15 protein-coding genes are annotated in these 18942 nt (G+C 39.0%); 6 read left to right on the plus strand and 9 right to left on the minus strand.

All coding sequences use genetic code 11. The features are described from left to right. Nucleotides 1-64 precede the first annotated feature (64 nt). The gene (locus HUN01_RS03740; protein WP_181930140.1) at nucleotides 65-1012 is read left to right on the plus strand and encodes a glycosyltransferase family 2 protein; all 948 of its coding nucleotides are present in this window, start codon (nucleotides 65-67) and stop codon (nucleotides 1010-1012) included. 77 nt (nucleotides 1013-1089) lie between these two features. Here the strand turns inward: HUN01_RS03740 and HUN01_RS03745 are convergent, their stop codons facing one another. The 3 genes from HUN01_RS03745 to HUN01_RS03755 are packed head-to-tail and all read right to left on the minus strand — an operon-like array spanning nucleotide 1090 to nucleotide 3983. Further along, the gene (locus tag HUN01_RS03745) at nucleotides 1090-1845 is read right to left on the minus strand and encodes a hypothetical protein (RefSeq protein ID WP_181930141.1); all 756 of its coding nucleotides are present in this window, start codon (nucleotides 1843-1845) and stop codon (nucleotides 1090-1092) included. Nucleotides 1846-1878: 33 nt separating this feature from the next. Then, nucleotides 1879-2619, minus strand: coding sequence for a ParB N-terminal domain-containing protein (locus HUN01_RS03750; protein WP_181930142.1), 741 nt, complete (start codon nucleotides 2617-2619; stop codon nucleotides 1879-1881). Further along, nucleotides 2619-3983, minus strand: coding sequence for an AAA family ATPase (locus tag HUN01_RS03755; protein ID WP_181930143.1), 1365 nt, complete (start codon nucleotides 3981-3983; stop codon nucleotides 2619-2621). The genes HUN01_RS03750 and HUN01_RS03755 overlap by 1 nt, the downstream gene beginning before the upstream one ends. Before the next feature lie 259 nt (nucleotides 3984-4242). On the opposite strand from HUN01_RS03755, the gene HUN01_RS03760 reads away from it, so the two are divergent. After that, complete coding sequence (locus tag HUN01_RS03760; protein ID WP_181930144.1) at nucleotides 4243-4614, plus strand: zinc ribbon domain-containing protein; 372 nt, start codon at nucleotides 4243-4245, stop codon at nucleotides 4612-4614. 79 nt (nucleotides 4615-4693) lie between these two features. On the opposite strand, the gene nblS is transcribed toward HUN01_RS03760, so the two are convergent. Then, nucleotides 4694-6640, minus strand: a complete 1947-nt coding sequence (gene nblS / locus HUN01_RS03765; RefSeq protein ID WP_181930145.1) for a two-component system sensor histidine kinase NblS — start codon at nucleotides 6638-6640, stop codon at nucleotides 4694-4696. 167 nt (nucleotides 6641-6807) lie between these two features. Further along, a complete protein-coding gene (purD, locus tag HUN01_RS03770; protein ID WP_181930146.1) occupies nucleotides 6808-8085 on the minus strand; it encodes a phosphoribosylamine--glycine ligase in 1278 nt (425 codons plus the stop codon). Nucleotides 8086-8530: 445 nt separating this feature from the next. Between purD and HUN01_RS03775 the strand changes: the two genes are divergently transcribed. Next, nucleotides 8531-9481, plus strand: coding sequence for an NAD-dependent epimerase/dehydratase family protein (locus HUN01_RS03775; RefSeq protein ID WP_181930147.1), 951 nt, complete (start codon nucleotides 8531-8533; stop codon nucleotides 9479-9481). A gap of 242 nt (nucleotides 9482-9723) precedes the next feature. Here the strand turns inward: HUN01_RS03775 and argS are convergent, their stop codons facing one another. Continuing rightward, a complete protein-coding gene (gene argS, locus HUN01_RS03780; RefSeq protein ID WP_181930148.1) occupies nucleotides 9724-11487 on the minus strand; it encodes an arginine--tRNA ligase in 1764 nt (587 codons plus the stop codon). A gap of 899 nt (nucleotides 11488-12386) precedes the next feature. Between argS and HUN01_RS03785 the strand changes: the two genes are divergently transcribed. Continuing rightward, nucleotides 12387-13220 (plus strand): DUF4114 domain-containing protein, encoded by an 834-nt coding sequence (locus HUN01_RS03785; RefSeq protein ID WP_181930149.1) that lies wholly within the window; start codon nucleotides 12387-12389, stop codon nucleotides 13218-13220. A 109-nt stretch (nucleotides 13221-13329) separates the two neighbouring features. On the opposite strand, the gene HUN01_RS03790 is transcribed toward HUN01_RS03785, so the two are convergent. Further along, nucleotides 13330-14598 (minus strand): tetratricopeptide repeat protein, encoded by a 1269-nt coding sequence (locus tag HUN01_RS03790; RefSeq protein ID WP_181930150.1) that lies wholly within the window; start codon nucleotides 14596-14598, stop codon nucleotides 13330-13332. A 415-nt stretch (nucleotides 14599-15013) separates the two neighbouring features. Between HUN01_RS03790 and HUN01_RS03795 the strand changes: the two genes are divergently transcribed. Next, entirely contained in the window at nucleotides 15014-16162 is a 1149-nt protein-coding gene (locus tag HUN01_RS03795) for a DUF711 family protein (protein WP_181930151.1), read from the plus strand. A 2-nt stretch (nucleotides 16163-16164) separates the two neighbouring features. Here HUN01_RS03795 and HUN01_RS03800 read toward each other — a convergent pair whose 3' ends face one another. Further along, entirely contained in the window at nucleotides 16165-16833 is a 669-nt protein-coding gene (locus HUN01_RS03800; RefSeq protein ID WP_181930152.1) for a 2OG-Fe dioxygenase family protein, read from the minus strand. Nucleotides 16834-17073: 240 nt separating this feature from the next. Between HUN01_RS03800 and sfsA the strand changes: the two genes are divergently transcribed. Beyond that, on the plus strand, nucleotides 17074-17799 hold the full coding sequence (sfsA, locus tag HUN01_RS03805) for a DNA/RNA nuclease SfsA (RefSeq protein WP_181930153.1): 726 nt from the start codon (nucleotides 17074-17076) through the stop codon (nucleotides 17797-17799). A gap of 194 nt (nucleotides 17800-17993) precedes the next feature. Here the strand turns inward: sfsA and HUN01_RS03810 are convergent, their stop codons facing one another. Continuing rightward, nucleotides 17994-18395: a fasciclin domain-containing protein gene (locus HUN01_RS03810; RefSeq protein ID WP_181930154.1), complete on the minus strand. Its 402-nt coding sequence runs from the start codon at nucleotides 18393-18395 to the stop codon at nucleotides 17994-17996. Nucleotides 18396-18942 lie beyond the last annotated feature (547 nt).

Below are 18942 nucleotides of genomic sequence, written 5' to 3' on the forward strand. Positions count from 1 at the left end.
AAATTAGCAATTGATATGATATAAAAATTCTATTTTCTATATTTTTAAGTTATTAGTATACAATATGCCTAAAATTACTGTTTGCATTCCTACTTTTAATCGTGTTCATCTCCTCCCTTATGCCATTGACAGTGTACTCAATCAGTCTGAGCAAGATTTTGAGCTAATTGTTTGTGATGACGGTTCTAGCGATCGCACACCCGAATTGATGTCACAATACACAGACGATCGGATTAAATATATCCGTCATCTGCAAAATATTGGTAAAAGTAATAATATGCGCTCTGGCTTTGATGCAGCCACCGGTGAATATTTTATTAAATTTGATGATGATGATCGGCTAACACCCGATTTTCTCGCAAGTACCGCAGCTATTCTTGCTCAAGACTCTAGCATTGATTTTGTTGGTACAGACCATTGGATAATTGATATTAACAATGTGCGGGATGAGGAAAAAACTCAAGAAAATACTCGACGCTGGGGTAGGAAGAATTTACCAGGGGGTATTGTAAATAATTTGTTAGAAGTTGTATTTATTCAGCAAAGCTTTCAAGTGGGGGCGACATTATTTCGCCGTAAAACGTTGCAAGAATTAGGATATATGCAACCAAATCTCCAAAATTGTGAGGATAATGATTTATTTGTGCGTCTCGCTTTAGCTGGGAAAAATGGCTATTACTTACCAGAATTATTGATGGAATATCGCTACCATGCAGAGCAACAAGGTATTAATCGAGCTATTCCTTATTTATTTGATAAAATCCGCTATTTAGAAAATTATAAATTTGAGTCTGAAAAAATAGAGACAATCAGAAAAAATCGTCTAACTGAAACACAATTATTATTAGGTTTGCGTTTAATTGAAAAGGGTGAAACACAAAAAGGCAGAGAGTTAGTTTTAGCAGGACAGTCTTTTTCGACACCTAAAGCTTGGACTGGTTTAGGGTTATCATTGTTACCAGTTGGATTGCGAGGTAAGGCATTTAATGCACTGCGACAAGTGCGGGGTTAGAGATTGACATATTGTGCAACTGAATTTTCACCTCATATAGAAAAGAACAGGCCGAAACCGCAAAGGGGTTTGCAAATCTACCTATTTTGTGGAATGGTTGGGGTAGGTTGGTAAGTTGAGTTGGATCTTAGTTGACTAATCACGAAGAATGTACCAAGAGTTAAGGCTATAGATACAAGTGCGATCGCTAAAGAGTTAGTCTTCCAAAAGCTTAGTTTTCCTTGTGTATAAGCGGTATTGACTATATTCACTTCCCGCCTAGCTTCTTCTAAAATTGATTGGAGAGCATTTATTTGCTCATCTTCTAATTCTGCATATCTATCTTGTCTAAAGGCATTTTCTAGAATTTTTATCTTTTCCTCAGAAGATACTTGAGCAAGTTCTCTTTTGACAACTTCATAAGGATTAGTTTGCTTTACTGGTTGTGAGGATGGAGTTTGAGGGGTTGGTTGAAAATGTTGTTGATAAAATTTCTCCAGTTTTTCATGTTTGACGGGTTGTGAGGATTGATTTGGCAGACTTGGTGGTTGAATCGGAGTATCTTGTCGAATTTCTTTTTTGGTAAAACTGTAGACGTTATTTTGCGTTACAGGTTTTGATGATTGTTTTTGAGGTTTTGAAGGTTGAGTTGGAATACGCTGATTATTGCCTATTTCATTTGTCTTCAATGACCATTTATACTCACTATCTTGGACAACCATATTCTTCAATGAAGAATATAAATAATGGTTGACTTCGCGTCTTTCAACTCCCAGCATTTCAGCAATTTTTACTGCTCTTATGGGAGTGCCACGTTTTAAAATTTCAACAATTTTAGATTCCAGACTATCCATGTTAGCCACCAATTTTAACTTTATAGAATAAAGTCAGACACTACCCTCTGCAAAACTGTCGATAATCTTTAGCATTGTTTTGTCACCTAAGCCTTTGATCCGATCTACGACATTGCTAAAAGATTTGAATTTCCCATTGTTACGCTCACTGATTATTTTTTCAATTATTTTAATATTGATACCAACCCGTCTCAACTTAGAGGTAAGCTCAGATAAACTCAAGGTATTAAGTGCCTCCAATGGTTCCATTGGTTTTGGAATTCGGTTTTCAATTTCTTTCAGTCTGTCATTAATATTTTTAATTTCAAGCCTAAACTCTGTCTGTAATTCAATAGTGCGGTTTTCAAAACGTGATTCAAGATTTGTCATGCGAGATTCTGTGTTGATAAATCGTGATTCCGTATTGATTAAGGGAGATTCGATACCATCTGAACTAACAGATATATTCTTGGCAATCAGAGCTTTTGATTTTCTAAATAATTTAACTTGCTTAGTTAAAGTCTCCTCATTTTCAGACTCAATGATAAATACCCCAATCATTTCGCCCTTACGAGGATCTATCTCTCTAGCCCTAACAGCAGCAAAATATTCAAAGTCTCCATCTACTACCTCGTATGATTGCAGACTTGTTCTGCGAACCACTATGGGATTAATAACGCCCTCAGAGTCTAAAATTAATCGAGCAGCCTGTTCTAGTTCATCATCTGCGAAAATTGAACGAAGTTTGCTTGAAGTAATTTTCTTTACAGCAACAAGTGATGTAGCTAATTTCATTAAGGCAGCCCTATTTTTTGTAAAACTTCTATTGCTAATAACTCAAATTCATGTGCCGAAGTTGAGTCTGGTTTAAAATCTAGTACTGATATTGGATCAGCTATCTCAATATCTCCAACAATCTGAATTCTTTCAGCGCATTTTGCCAAATCTTCTCTTTCATAAATTACAGCATCCATCACGTTTATACCATATCGACTATAAATCTTTTCTAGACGATTTTTTAAAGTTGATTGCACAAATTTCGCATTTGTTGATATTTTACAAGCTAGGACTCCTATAATTTGAATTGGTGGTTTTCTGATTTGTTTTCTAAATCCATTAATAGTTTTTATAAATTCTTTAACATTCGTTAATCCTTGGTTAGCGAAAGGTTTTAGATCAGATGGAATAATAAGAAAATCTGTAGCTATCAAGGCAATTTTGGCATATAGGTTTAAAGAAGGTGGCGTATCTATTAACACAACATCATATTGGTCTTTTACTTTCTCTAGCTTTTCAATCAATATTAGCCTACTATAATCAAGTGCATTGAGTTCTGTTTCTAGTCTTATCAAATCAATGTGTGCAGGGACTACATAAATTTCTGGATTACTAAAATTAGATTTTCTCGCTACCTCTGCAATAGGATAAAAATCTTCTGATTGCAATACATGAAAAATATTAGAATCTTTTATATCATCAAACTCTTCATCATCAAATTTGACTAAACCAGTAGCAAATGTAGTATTAGCTTGGCTATCTAAATCAATAACTAGAACTCTTTTTCCCTTCTTCCTAAGAGCGGCGGCTAGATTAACTACAGTTGTTGTCTTACCAACGCCACCTTTATTATGGTAAACCGCGATTGTTTTCATTGAATGTTCCCTTTTCGTTTCAATATTGGAATTATTTTCAGTTATTTGAACTTCTGGTTTATCTACTAACTGTCCCTCTTTCAAACTCTCTCTACCAATTAAAATTTTAATTTGATCTAACTTTATCTCAACTTCCTTCCCAGAACACTGAAATAATAGCTGAATATCGTATTGCGATTTTTGATAAATTCTAATCTCTTTGCCATTAGTCAACAATCCATACCTGACATTCAAGCTGGTTAAATAATGCCTGAGTCGGGGGACATGATTATTTAAGTTTTGTTTGGGATGCTTTGCCTCCATGACGACACTCAGCGGTGAATTTGCATCTAAGACAAAGGGAATCACCTGTGCGGCAAATGCTAAGAAATCTAAGCGGATGCTACCAACGGCAACTTCTTGATGCCAGGTGTCAGGAGTATAACCTAGCTGCGGTAGCAAATACTGCACTATGAGTTTGCTTTCAACTTCGCTTTCGTTACGGCATAGCTCAGGATTAAAAGGCAATATTTTTCTACCTCTAAATATTTATTGGACTTAGGATAAAACCTCATATTTGCTAGATTATGACATAGCCTGAATTATTTTGAGTGATAGAAATCACTTAGGAAAATATAAAAAATCATCAGAAAATTAGTACTTTTACTGATAAAATAACCATTTCTGAGAACTAGCCATATTCAAAATTAACCGGCTACGTATGTATTTCCCCATTACCCTGGTAAATGGCTAGAATCAAAGTGTTTACCTATTTGTGCTAAAGGTTTTGGCTACTGTATCTTGTCCCCGCTGCCATCAACTCGTTGATAGTCAAGCTATTAGTTGTCCCTATTGTCGGACAACACTCAAAGCTTACGGTCATCCCGGTATTCCATTGCACCGCGCCACTGGGGACGGGTATCTGTGCGACACCTGCACCTATCACGCTGATGATACTTGCAATTTTCCCCAGCGTCCCTACGCCAAAGACTGTACTCTCTATCAAAATATTGAAGAGACAAAGTTAGAGTTGCAACAGCAGCGTTACACTAACAGTTTTGCAATAACTGTGAAAAGTTGGGTAAAACGTAATCAGGCTTTGCTGTTGCTATTAGGTTTATTATTGGTCTGTTTGTTGTTCGTTATATTAAGGTCTTGATTTGTGTTAGGGAATGGGGAATGGGGAATAGGGAATAGCAATGTCCCTGCCCCATACCCAATGCCCAATGCCCAATCCTTCAAACTGTGGTGATTTTGGATGCTTCCGCAATCGCTTCAACTTGTATCGGTGGTGCTTTTTCTTCAAAGGCGGCTAAGTCGAACCAAAAAGTTGTGCCTATACCAACTTCACTCACCAGATGGACTTTACTACGATGTCTATCGATGATATTTCTGACAATCGATAAACCTAAACCCGTACCTTCTAGGGTGTGAACTCGGTTTTCTACGCGGAAGAAGCGTTCAAAAATTGAGTGTTGATCTTCTGTGGCAATGCCAATTCCAGTATCGGAAATTTCAATCCGCACTGGACAAGATTGGGTGTGATTGGGTATGAAATCCAGTTGGTAGGCGCGGATTGCTACTTTCCCACCAGCTTTTGTGAATTTAAGGGCATTACCAATCAGGTTGCCAAACACTTGTACTAACAGATCATAATTACCCATTACCAGGGGCAAATTAGGAGCAACTTCTTGAATGAGTTCAACACCTTTATCTTTAGCATTGAGTTGATAAGTACGCAGTGTTTGTTCGATCGCTTGGGCTAAATCTACGCCATCGAAGCTGTAGTTACGACCAGATTCTAGTTTTGACAAATCCAAAACATCGTTAACTAGGCGGGTTAGGCGATCGGTTTCATGGTTCACAGTTTGCAGAAACTCTTGCCGTTCTTCTAAACCTAAGTCTTCGCCGTAGTCATGCAGGGTTTCAATATAGGTTTTGATGTTGAATAGAGGCGTTCGCAGTTCGTGGGAAACGTTGCTGATAAATTGGCTTTTTGCATCGTTTAATTCCACCTCACGGGTTATATCTTGGACGGTAATTGCAATACCTTTAATGCTTTCCCTTTGCAGGTTGAGTACTGTAGTCAAGAGAATGCGGATTGTCCGTGGAGTGGGTTGGTTAATAAAAATTCGGAATTCGGCGCTTTCACATTCGCCTGCGGCCATTTCGTACAAGGGACGGGTGATTTCCATTTGTACTGATGAGGGCAAGTGATGCAAAACATTGTGGCCTACCACATCAGCAGCTTCCCAGCCAAAAATTCGCTGCGCTGTGGGGTTGACTAAAATCACCTGCATGTTGTTATCAATCAACACGGCACCATCTGCGATCGTCGAAACTAGGGTTTCTAGCTTGGCTTTTTCTGCGGTCAGTTCCTCAATATTCTGTTCTTCATAGCGCTCTAATCGCTCTGCCATCTCATTAAAGCTTAAAATTAACTCCCCCAGTTCGCCCCCTAAAGGTAAATCAATACGCTGCTTGAAATTCCCGGTAGCAATTTGCTTCACCCCCACTAGCAGTTCTTTAATGGGCTTGGTGATGGTCAAGGCGTTAATCACTCCTGCCAAAATTACCATTACCCAAATCGTGATAAAAACGGCAATGGTGACATCGCGGGTAAAATTGGTGGAGATAACAGCGGTCTGATTGGGATTGATCCCGATCGCTAATACACCTAAGTATTTTTGATTTACGATCAGGGGAATAAATACATCTGTAACTGCTCCATCTGGAGTCATGTGTTGCCGCACCATCGGCTTTTCCCCATCACCAGGGTAATCTTCAGGCAGTTGTATTCGCCGTTTAATGGTGAGGGAATTTTCTACCTCGGCATCCCAAAAAGGAATGCCAAAAAAGATTTCCCCAGTCTCATCGGCGTAGAGCATATAACGCACGCTAGAGGTGCTGCTATAAAAACGTTGGGAAAATTGGGCAACCTCAGTGAGATTATTGTCAGCGACTAGGGGCGCAACGTTGGCAGCAAGCAACAGCCCCAAATCACGACCGAAGCGGGTGTCATTCATCCGCGCATCCTGCTGAATTGTATTCACAGCCCAGAAGGTCAGACCACTCATCACCAATGAAACCACCAACGTGGCAACAGCCAGCAGTTTGGTCTGGAGTGTGAACTCTGACCACCAACTAGCGATCGCATGTCGAATTGTTTTTAACAGAGTTATCATCTTAAATAAAGTTGTTAGTAATCTTTGTTATAAAGCCCAACAACTAAAAAATTAACAGTTAATTTGACAAATATGTTAGGGAAATGGGGCATTGGGAATGGGGCATGGGGCATTGGGCATTGACTATAAGGCATTAGTTATTGCCTCACATTCAGCGCTCTCAACCCTTAACTCCTAACTCTATAACCAATATCTCGCCGATAAAATATCCCATCGAACTGAATATATTTGATACCAGCGTATGCTTGGGCGATCGCTTGCTCAAAATTTTCTCCAATTCCAGTCACATTTAATACTCGACCCCCATCTGTGACTACTTCTTGTTGCTGATTCAACTTCGTACCTGCATGAAATACAGTTGCTCCTGTTGCCTCTGCCTCACCAATACCAGTAATGATCTGGCCTTTCTCATATTCTCCTGGATAACCACCTGAAGCTGCAACGACAGTGGCAGATGCTCCCCCTTTCCAAGCAATGGGCGGCAATTCACTTAATCGTTGTTGTACACAGGCTAGAATTAACTCTTCAAGGGGTGTTTCTAACAGTGGCAAAATCACCTGGGTTTCTGGATCGCCGAAGCGACAGTTAAATTCCAAAACCTTCAAGTCGCCATCGGGTGCAATCATTAATCCAGCATACAGCACGCCTCGGTAATCAATGCCTTTAGCTCGTAAGGTGGCGATCGCTCTTTCTAAGACTTCTGTTTGAATACGTGCCATCAACTCTGGGGTAGCAATGGGTGCTGGGCTGTATGCTCCCATCCCACCAGTATTTTCCCCCGTATCGCCGTCACCAATCCGCTTGTGGTCTTGAGCTGGCAGCAAGGGTCTAATTGTTAACCCATCGGTCAACGCTAAAACTGAAACCTCTTGTCCAATCAAACATTCTTCAATGACAACAAACTCACCAGCACTGCCAAATTGTCCCTGAAAAATCGCATCAACGGCACTTTCTGCTTGTACAACTGTTTCAGCAACCGTTACACCCTTACCAGCCGCCAAGCCATCAGCTTTGACAACAATTGGCGCTCCTTGAGATTTGATGTAAGATTTTGCTGCTGCTGCCTCCGTAAATACCGCAGCCCGTGCCGTCGGAATCCCTGCTTCTTGCATCAAGGCTTTTGCCCAAGCTTTACTCGCCTCAATTTGCGCTCCCACTCTGACTGGGCCAAATACCATCAATCCTTTGTCTTGGAGGTAATCTGTAATTCCCTTAGACAGGGGGACTTCTGGCCCAACTATTACCAGAGTTATGCCATGTTCTAAAGCATATCGGCTCATGCCCTCAAAATCATCTACTGCTAAGGGCAAGTTCTGGCAACGTTCCATACTTGCCGTGCCCCCATTCCCTGGTACACAGATAACTTGCTCAATTTGCTTAGATTGCAACAGTTTCCATGCCAGAGCGTGTTCGCGCCCCCCATTACCGACAACTAAAACTTTCACAGATTTCCTCGTGCGTTCCTTGCGAAACGAGAATACCTTAGCGGTTCTCGCGGATCAATTTTTTCATCAATTCTTACACTTGTGCAAGCCCTTTATATTTAAGTATATAGGCATAAATCCATATAGTTATTCTAAAAACTTACTCTATTATGCATATCTAACTTTAATTATTCCAATCTGCTGACCTATTTTAGCTATTGAGTTTTAATTATATTTATTTTGAAAATTATCAATTCACTAATTACTGAATTGATAATTTTTATTGTTAGTTATTGCTCAAAAGACTTAATAATGTATTTGGAATGCAAGTATATTAATTTGATTATCTGTTATGTTGATAGACCGATAATCATAGATTAAAAAAATTTCAAATAATAGCAAAATATTGATTATAATTATTAACTTGTCAATATAGAGATAAATCGGGATATAAAGAATAGGCGACATGGCTAAAATTATCGTTACTGGAGCCGCAGGCTTTATTGGTTCTCATCTTGTAGAAACATTGCTACAACAAGGAGAAGAAGTGATCGGGATTGATGAATTCAATGATTATTACGATCCTACATTAAAGCGTAACAATGTTGAACACTTACATCGGTTACCTGGCTTTACATTAATTGAAAGAGATATTCAGTTTTTAGATTGGCAGAAACTCCTACAAGATGTTGATGTAGTTTACCATCAAGCGGCACAAGCAGGTGTCAGAGCAAGTTGGGGTAAAGCTTTTCGAGATTACACAGAACGAAATGTTAATGCTACACAAGTTTTGCTAGAAGCAGCTAAGGATGCTAAACACCTGAAAAGATTAGTGTTTGCCTCTTCGTCAAGTGTATATGGTGATGCGGAAACATTACCCACTCACGAAGGGATTTCTCCTCAACCAGTTTCTCCTTACGGTATTACTAAGCTAGCAGCAGAGTTTTTGTGTGAACTATATCACAAAAACTTTGGCGTGCCTTGTGTGACATTGCGCTATTTCACTGTTTATGGCCCCAAACAGCGTCCAGATATGGCATTTCATAAGTTTTTTAAATGCATTTTGCAAGATGAGGCAATTCCTATTTACGGTGATGGACAACAAACGCGGGAATTTACTTTTGTTAGTGATATCATCGCCGCCAATTTAGCTGCCGCCACTGCACCCCAAGCAGTGGGAAAAATCTTTAATATTGGTGGTGGTAGCAGAGTGGTTTTAGCAGAAGTTTTGGATATGATTGAAGAAATTGTTGGGAAAGCAATCAAAAGAAACCACATAGAAAAGGCAATGGGAGACGCCCGTCACACCGCTGCTGATGTATCTAAAGCGCATAAAATTCTGGGATATGAGCCGCAAGTCTCCCTGAGAGAGGGTTTGGCAGAGGAATGGGAGTGGATTAAATCTTGGTATTCCTAATACTATTTCCTGAAATTATTGTTACAAATATGTTGGTAGGGGCGTACAATTTTACGTCCCTACAGCCGATTAATTTGTTGCAAATATTTTTATAAACTGTATAGGAAAATTCCGGCTTGATTACTTATTAACAAACCGCAAAAGACACAAAGAAAAATCACCTTTAACTAACTCTTACTCTGCGTAACTACCCTGCGGTAAGGCAAAGTGCATCTGCGTTAAAAAATCTCATCTAAATGATTTTACATTCTTTCTAACACCTGAATTCCTAACAAAGATAGTCCCAACTTCAGGGTTCTAGCAGTCAAATCACATAAAACCAAGCGGGATGTCCGCTGTGGTTCCTCCGCTTCTAACACCTGAACTCCCTGATTGCGATCGTAAAACTGATTAAACTTTTTACTCAGTTCATACAAATACTCACATAAACGGTTGGGCAGCAAGTCTTGCTCTACACTACTAATAATTTCATCCAGTTGAAGTAAATATTTTGCCAGCGCTAATTCTGTTTCATGCTGCAACAGGACAGCATTGTTTCCCAACTCCTTAAAGTTAATATCACCCTTGCGGCTAATCCCCTGAATCCGGGCATAAACATACAGCATATAGGGCGCAGTATTACCTTTGAGATCCAGCATTTTGTCGTAGCTGAAGATGTAGTTACTGGTGCGGTTTTGGCTTAAGTCTGCATATTTAACTGCACTGATGCCAACTACCCTAGCCACTTCATTAATAAATTCTTCAGTTTCTTGCCGTTCTTCTTCTTGTAATCTAGTTTTTAAGTCTGCATGGGAACGAGAAACAGCTTCATCTAACAAATCTCGCAACCGCACAGTATCCCCAGAACGAGTTTTGAATTTCTTACCATCTTCTCCTAACACCAACCCAAAGGGAATATGGACTAATTCCACATCATCAGGAATCCATCCGGCTTTGCGTGCTACCTGGAAAAATTGGGCAAAGTGGTTTCCTTGTCCAGCATCGGTTACATAAATTATCCGCTTTGCTTGATCCTGCTGAATCCGGTAGCGGAGAGATGCTAAATCTGTTGTGGCGTAGTTATAACCGCCGTCTGATTTCTGCACAATTAAGGGTAAAGGTTCACCTTCTCTATTTGTAAACCCTTCCAGAAAAACGCATTTTGCGCCTTGGTTTTCTACTAGTAATCCAGATTTATCTAAATCTTCTACAACACCAGATAGTAAAGGGTTATAGAAAGATTCTCCGCGTTCAGTTAACTTGATATCCAGCAACTCATAAATTATTTGAAACTCCCTACGTGATTGTTCACACAGTAGTTTCCAAGCATGGAGTGTATCTTCTGCACCTGCTTGTAATCTGACAACTTCCTGGCGTGCTGTCTCTTGAAAAGCTTCATCTGCATCAAAGCGTTGTTTGGCTTTGCGATAAAAAGAGACTAAATCACCAATATCTAAAGCATTTGCGGTAGTAAGCGCGTCTGGGTAAACTTCCCGCAGATAGGCGATTAACATGCCAAACTGCGTACCCCAATCACCTACATGATTTAACCGCAGTACATCGTGTCCTTGAAATTCTAAAATCCGAGCGATCGCATCGCCAATAATTGTAGAGCGCAAGTGTCCAACATGCATTTCTTTGGCAATATTCGGACTGGAAAAATCCACAATTTCTCGCTTCGGCGTTTTCGCGGCTGGAACTCCTAGTCTGGGATCTGCTTGAATCGCATTGAGTTGTGCTTCTAAGTATGCCGTTTTGAGTTTTAGATTGATAAATCCTGGCCCAGCGATTTCTGGCGGTTCGCAGATTTCGGATACATCTAGTTTCTCAACGATCGCACCTGCGATCGCTCTTGGTTGCTTTCCTAACTTTTTACTCAGGGATAAAGCCACATTCGCCTGATAATCCCCAAATTTAGGATTGCTAGCAGGAACCAAAATTGGATCTACTCCAGCGAAGTCAGCGCCAAAAGCCGCGACTAAAGCCTGCTCAACCTGCTCTTTTAGTTGTTCTTGTGTAGCATTCATATATAAATTTTATCTGGGAGAAGGGGAATGTAGCTCTGGAAAAGCTTGATTATTTTAACCTTAAAATATATTCATCAAGTCCAAGCAAGAACTGTCATCCTAAAATACAACCCCCAGATTGTCTACCATCCTTGGCAGAACTTACAGATTCTGACGATAAGTAAGTCGGTGAGAAAAATTCAATGTATATGAAGAAATATAAATTAGCTGTAGGGTGTGTTATGCCGTAGGCTAACGCACCTGAGATTGTTGACGGTGCGTTGCGCTTTGCGACAACACACCCTACATTAAAATTCCTTAACATAGTTGGAAATATTAGCACCGACTTACTTAGACGAATACTACTTCATCAAGTCAACGAAAGTGTGTTACGTAGTAAACACTCCAGTGCTTCCGGCGACGACTTCAGTCTTGACTACAAACTTATTTAATCAGGTTTCCTTGACTCGATCGACTACTAAGTTTATCAACGTAGGTACGGAGATAAACTCTGTTTGTATATTGGTGAATAACCTTCGCCAAAGCTTAAGTTGACACGCACGACAGTACACACATACCTATTTACCTCATTCAAATGAAAATTCTTATAGATTAAGCTTTTAGCTTTTTACTAGAGAAATTGCACATCTTATTTTCATAATAAGTATAAGTTTTTCATAAGTTTTTCATCATCTATCAGTTTAATTTCTAAGTACTAATAACAGTGTATTAACTGATATACAATAGTCTGTTTTAAGTGGAATTACTTTAAATAAAGAGCTATTTAAATATACCAATAAAGGCTAAATTATCGATTGACTTTGCAGAAGAATAGCTGTTAGAAGTAAGAGACGACAGAACACAGATAGTTGCTCCCAAGAGCATTATCTAAATTGTTTTCCCTACTAATGACTCTAGATATGAAACTTAATTTACTCACTGCCTTGATTGCCGCTACAGCTACCTTAACCGGATTAGTTTCCAAAGTAGAAACTGCATCTGCTGCTGATTTTAGCTGGGATAATTCCTGGACTCAACCAACGGTATACAATAAGTCTCAAACTGGTTTTAACGACACTCCTTTTCAACAATTTGTTCAAGCTGAAAGCGTTGTTCTCCCAAACAGTGGACAATTTAAATTAGACCCCACTCAATTAAACCTAAAATACGACCATGATGTTTCTGTTTACTTTATCAATGAGGGCGCAGGTTATAGAAACCAGTTAGCCTTTAATGCCACAGGAACTACTAACAAGTCTGGGCTGCTTTTTAATGATATTTCTTGTGAAGGAGACGGGTGTGTTGGTGGTTGGGGCGGTAATGCCCTAAAATTTGGTGATGGGGTCAATATTGGCAATGTTACCGCAGGTACTCAACTCGACTTATGGTTGAGAGCTGATGGTCTCAACCGTGGCAACTCTGCCAATATATTTGGTACTGAAACTGCCTCTAATGCTGACGGACTACAGCACGCTGTTGCTTATGCTTACAACAACTACATCATACTGGCATTCGAGGATTTATACGGTGGTTTACACGCTTCAGGGGTAGATTCTGCAACTGGCAAGTCGAACGAAGGTTCTGACCGTGACTTTAATGATGTTATTGTCGTTCTTGATGTCGGTGAGGCAAATGTTAGAGAGTTAATTGGTGCTACCGTTCCTGAACCATCTGTTACTCTGTCAATGTTCGCAGTGGGAGCAGTTGGTATGTTTGGATTGCGTCGTCGCCGTCAAACTCGCACTTCTAACTAAACTTTAAAACGTTGTTAATATAGGGTGCGTTTAAAATAAGAAGTGATTGATCGCATATTCACCCGTACAAGTGTATGGGTGAATTTACGTTTGTAGTGGCATTTATATTTTATCTACCGCGATCGCGTTCTAAATCATCAATCACTTTTTGCAAATACCACTCGTCTGACATCCCAGGATAGTAATTCTGCTTTTGCTCAATTAATCGTTCGGCAATCTCCCAGTATCCCCCCACCATTCGTAAAAGTCGCTGACGTAACAGGTTATATTTTTGCTTTTTTGACTCTGGACTAAATTTCTGGATTTTTTCTAGGCTACTTAAAACTTGTTGATAATTTCCCCAATCTTCTTGTTCACAAAAAATACTCGCCGCCTGTTGATAATTCTCCACGGCGTTTTGCATTTCTTCTAAGCAAGTATAGGCAATACCGCGATTGTAGTAAGCATGAGCATCATCAGGATTAATTTGCAGCGCTTGGGTGTAATCTTGAATTGCATCGATATAATTGCCCATTGCCCGATAGGCATTACCTCTGGCAATATAAACTAAGGCATCTTCGGGTTGTATTTGGAGTGCTTGATTAAGGTCTGCGATCGCTCCTTGATGATCTCCCAATACAGAACGGGCTTTGCCTCGGTTGCGATAGACAATGGCATCTTGGAAATTTAGTCGCAATGCTTGATTAAAATCTGCGATCGCTTCTCGATAATTTCCCATTTTACAACGGACAACACCACGGCAGCAGTAAGCTTGGGCATCTTGCGGATCGGCTTTTAATACCCAGTTTAAATCGGCGAGTGCCTCTTGGGTATCTCCTTTTTCAGCCTTGTCTAATAATTGCGTGAAATATTCCTTTGTGGATAAAATTGGCGCATTAGTGGAATGTGGTTGCTGTACAACAGATTTTTCTGGGGGTTGTAGCTGTTTAATTAGTTCCAGACACAGACGACAATTCTCTTTATCCTGTTGTTCTAGATATAATTGTGCAGCTTTTTTAAAGTTAGCGATCGCATCTTGAATATAACCCTGTTTGCGCCGCACCATCCCCCGTAAATTATAAGCAGCAGCATAATTGAGATTAAGACGAATAGCCCGTTCCACATCCTCCAGCGCCCCCGGCAAATTTTTCAGCGCCACCCTGGCTAATCCACGACAATAATACGCCTCTACACTCTCAGGATTCAACTTCAGGGCTTCGGTATAATCTGAAACAGCCTTAAGGATTGCTCCTGAGTCATAATATGCCAAACCCCGTTGCAAGTAAGCTTCGCTAAAGTAAGGTGTCAGTTGTAAAGCATGGTTAAATTCCTCAATTGCTCCAGCGTAGTCTTTTCGCCTAGCCTTTTCCAATCCTCTATTGTAGAATTCGTCATTCATGGCATTTGTTTGGTTGATTCAGTTAGTTGAATTCCAGCAAGCTTGCTTCATAGCCTAAGAGGTTGTTTGAAAAGTCTAATTTATTACTCACCGAGCGACTAGAAGTCGCGGCTATACGAGACTTTATCCACCTCCGTGGGTTAAAAACTCTTAATTTTGTATTAGTCCACGAAGGTGGACAATGCTAGTGTAGTAGCGAATTTTCGCCCAATACTTTTCAAACATCCTCTAACCTATCTACTCACCCTTAATATTCTAAGTATCCAGCATAGCTTTGCTTAATTTCAGATTTTTTGTTAAATAAAAATAACACACTACCCTAAGTTGTTATAAATGTAATTCACCCAATGGAATATTTTACACCTCCAGATTTTATAGTTATATGTAGTGCAAATATCAATCATAATTTATAGCAATGAAAATTAGAACTATTACAACAGGTATATCACTTCAATCTCTACAAGAACAGGAAAAAATTAAGCAAGCTGCTGAATTTAATCGGCAAGCGCAGATTTTTTTGGAAAAACAAGGATATGAGGTACAAACAACTAGAATTGCCACTAATACCTGGGAAGAATATCTGCAAGAATTCTCCAAAACCGAAATTATCAATCAAATTCAAACTCTAGAACAACTTTGCCAAAATCAGAATATCAGCTTTTTCAATATTGGTTATGCCAGCAAACCCGAAACCATAGATATAATTCCAGATATCAACAAAAATACATCGATTATTTATTGCTCTAGCAAAATTGGTGACAAGGAAAAGGGCATTAATTTTGAGAATGCTAGGGAATCCGCTAAAGCTATTAAACGTATTTCCCAAGAAAGTGAAAATGGCTATGGTAACTTTCGTTTTTGTGTATGGGCAAACTGCCAGCCACATATTCCATTTTTCCCTACTGCATATCATACAGGCAATACATCTTTTGCTATAGGATTAGAGTTAGGCGACTTGGTAATGCAAGCATTCTCACAAGCTAACAATATTACAACAGCAGAGCAAAACCTACACTTAATTTTAGAATTAGAATTAAATAAAATCGCAGCTATTGCTGAAAAAATATCTGATGAATTTAACGTAGCATATAAAGGAATTGATACATCTATAGCTCCATCTTTAGACAAACAAAATAGTATTTCTTTTGCTTATGAAAAATTGATGAGTGGCAAGTTTGGACATTCAGGAACTCTTGCAATTTCTGGGATGCTGACTCGTGTATTGAAAAGCGTATCAGTAAAAATCTGTGGTTACTCTGGACTGATGCTTCCAGTTTGTGAAGATGTTGGACTAGCTGCAAGAGCTAATGAGCAAACCTATGATATTACAAATTTATTATTATATTCAGCAGTTTGTGGCTGTGGACTGGATACAGTCCCGATTCCAGGTGATATAACCATAGAAAAAATTACAGCTTTATTAATTGATATGGCAACTTTAGCCATCAAGTTGAATAAACCACTCTCAGCCAGATTATTTCCGATTCCAAATAAAAAAGCTGGGGAAATGACTACATTCAATTCCCCATATCTCGTAAATTGTAAAATATTTACACTTGACTAAAATTATTCTGAAAGCAAACTGGGAGAAGTCAGCACAAAAACATCGAAACTCCCTTGAGCGTCAGTTTGTGGTTTTATGGGATTGGCAAAGTGGAAAAAATCACGGTCATTGATCAATAAGAGTTCACCCGGATTTAGAACTTTGCTAAACACAGGTTTTTCTTTTTTGGCAGTATAGAGATGTGTTTCTCCACCTTGAATATTATCTCTATCTACGGAAAATATGCCAATAAAATCAGTACCATCTTGATGGATACCTTCAGGTGCTAGATTACTAAAATTATTTGGTGAACAACTAATTCTAATTTGATGAACTCCGATTTCAGCTTCAGGATGAAGTTTACAAGAATCACTAAATGCTAAAACAAGATTTCTAAAAATATCAAGCTCTATGAGTGCATCATCTAATTCTGCAAACTCTCTTTTTATATCGCCCAACAATGGATTATGTTCTTTACTTTGAAAGAAGTAGCCATGAGGTAATTTGATTAACTCATTTCCCGAAACGGTGAATCGAGATAATCTTCTAGAACGATAGTTGCCTTTGATATAAGGATCAACAGGCATATTACTAAAAAATGGTTTGAAACCTTCTAGATTTATCGAATTTACTTTTCTAAGAGTAAAAAGAAAAGCATATTCTAATTCCGTTGCTGTCCACACTTTTTGCATAGGATTTACCTCCTTGCATATTGAAATTCTCCCGGATTTTTTATGGGAGACTTATAATACTTAGTATATGATACTTTTTATTACTATGTTGTTAATTTAACTACAAAAATTGACAATCCATGATATATAAAGTTACTCAAATTCTCTCACAGGGCAGAATAGCTGCTGAAAAGATTTGCAGATATGGGTTCGGTGGGTAAGGAATCGACGTATATTGACTAGCAGCAACAAGGTTTCATAATGATAGATTGGCTTTACCGTTACCCACCTTTATATCCAGGTATTCTGCTAAAACGCTACAAGCGGTTTTTTGCTGACGTTCAACTTACTTCTGGCGAGATAGTTACAGCACATTGTCCCAATACAGGGCCGATGACTGGAGTCTCGACTCCCCAAAGTGCGGTACAGCTTTCCAAAAGCGATAATCTTAACCGCAAATTGGCTTACACTTTAGAACTAATTCAGGTACATGATAATGAGCCGACTTGGGTAGGCATCAATACTTTTTTGCCCAATCGAGTGGTGAAACTAGCTTTGGCGAAACACCTTTTCCCAGAATTGGGCGACTATAGCCAAATCAAGGGCGAAGTGGTTTATGGGTTAGATAAAAAAAGTCGAGTGGATTTTTTCTTGACGGGGAGTGATGAACAACGCCCGATTTATTTAGAAGTGAAAAATACAACTTTGTCTGAAGGGAGATTAGCCCTATTTCCTGACACCGAGACTACAAGAGGACAAAAGCACTTGCGAGAACTAATGGCGCTACTACCTCTAACTCGTGCAGTGATGCTTTACTTTATCAATCGTAGTGATTGTACTGAGTTCTCCCCTGGCGATCGCACAGATCCTGTCTATGGTAAATTATTACGGGATGCGATCGCTCTCGGCTTAGAAGTCTTACCTTGCCGTTTTGACATTTCCCCCGAAGGTATCCGTTATTTGGGTTTGGCAAAACTAAAAATTTGATTACATCTAAATAAAGAGAGACTAGCAATTGCAACGTCCCTACACCAATAAAACAATAAATCCATCTAGACAGCATCTAGATGGATTTGTTGGTAGTTGGTGTTTACTAAAAAACATTCAACCAGACTGTAATAGAGAAACGACTATTAGGTAGTCGCCGTCCTACAAATAGCATTCGCTATTGTGAGGTTTGCTTATGCAGGAATCAAAACTGTGTCAATTACGTGGATGACACCGTTATCAGCAGCAACATCTGCGGTTGCAACTTTTGCATCGTTTATCTTGACGCCATTAGAAGCATCAATTTTCACATCTGAACCTTCAACTGTTTTAGCTGTCTTCAGTTTAGCCACATCAGCAGCCAGCACTTTGCCGGAGACAACATGATAGGTCAAGATTTTCTTGAGTTTAGGAATATCTTTCAGTAACGCGTCTACTGTACCTGCTGGAAGCTTATTAAAAGCTGCATCAGTGGGTGCAAAGACGGTAAATGGGCCAGCCCCTGTCAGTGTATCTACCAGACCAGCCGCTTCGATTGCTGCAACTAGTGTCTTGAAAGAACCATTATTAGTGGCAGTGTCAATTATGTTGGCCATGTGTTTTACCTAGTTCTGTGTAACCTGTTACAAATCTAAACCATGTTTACATAAAATCTATCTATCGTTAGGCTTATATCAAATTAAAATTTTTATTGATATCATAAAAGTTTATATATATTTTTATACAAATAAAGAATTATATGTACATCTTCTGGGTGGATGATTTACAAGCGCTTCTAGATGCGATCGCTTGTCACCAGTATTAATGCAGTGAGCTTTTACCAAAAAAGTTAGTAGTAAGTAGGAACATTACCCCCCAGCAACGAAAAAGTTGGTAAAAATAATTTAACTGCATTTACACCAACAATTTCGGTTAATCACTGCTATAAAACAATTTCTGTAATTCTTTTACTTATTTTTGTCAGGGATTTTTAACCAAATAAGTTGGTATAAACTTATTTAACTGATATTATTTCATCACTAAATACATTTCACTTGCTGTTTGTGTAATTCTACGTGGAAATAATAAACGGCTAATCACGCTAATACTTTTAGCAATCGTGATTGTCCATTTATTTCCAGAGTTTATTATGCGTAGGACTTA

The sequence above is a fragment of the Nostoc edaphicum CCNP1411 genome (genome assembly GCF_014023275.1).
Lineage (GTDB): Bacteria > Cyanobacteriota > Cyanobacteriia > Cyanobacteriales > Nostocaceae > Nostoc > Nostoc edaphicum_A.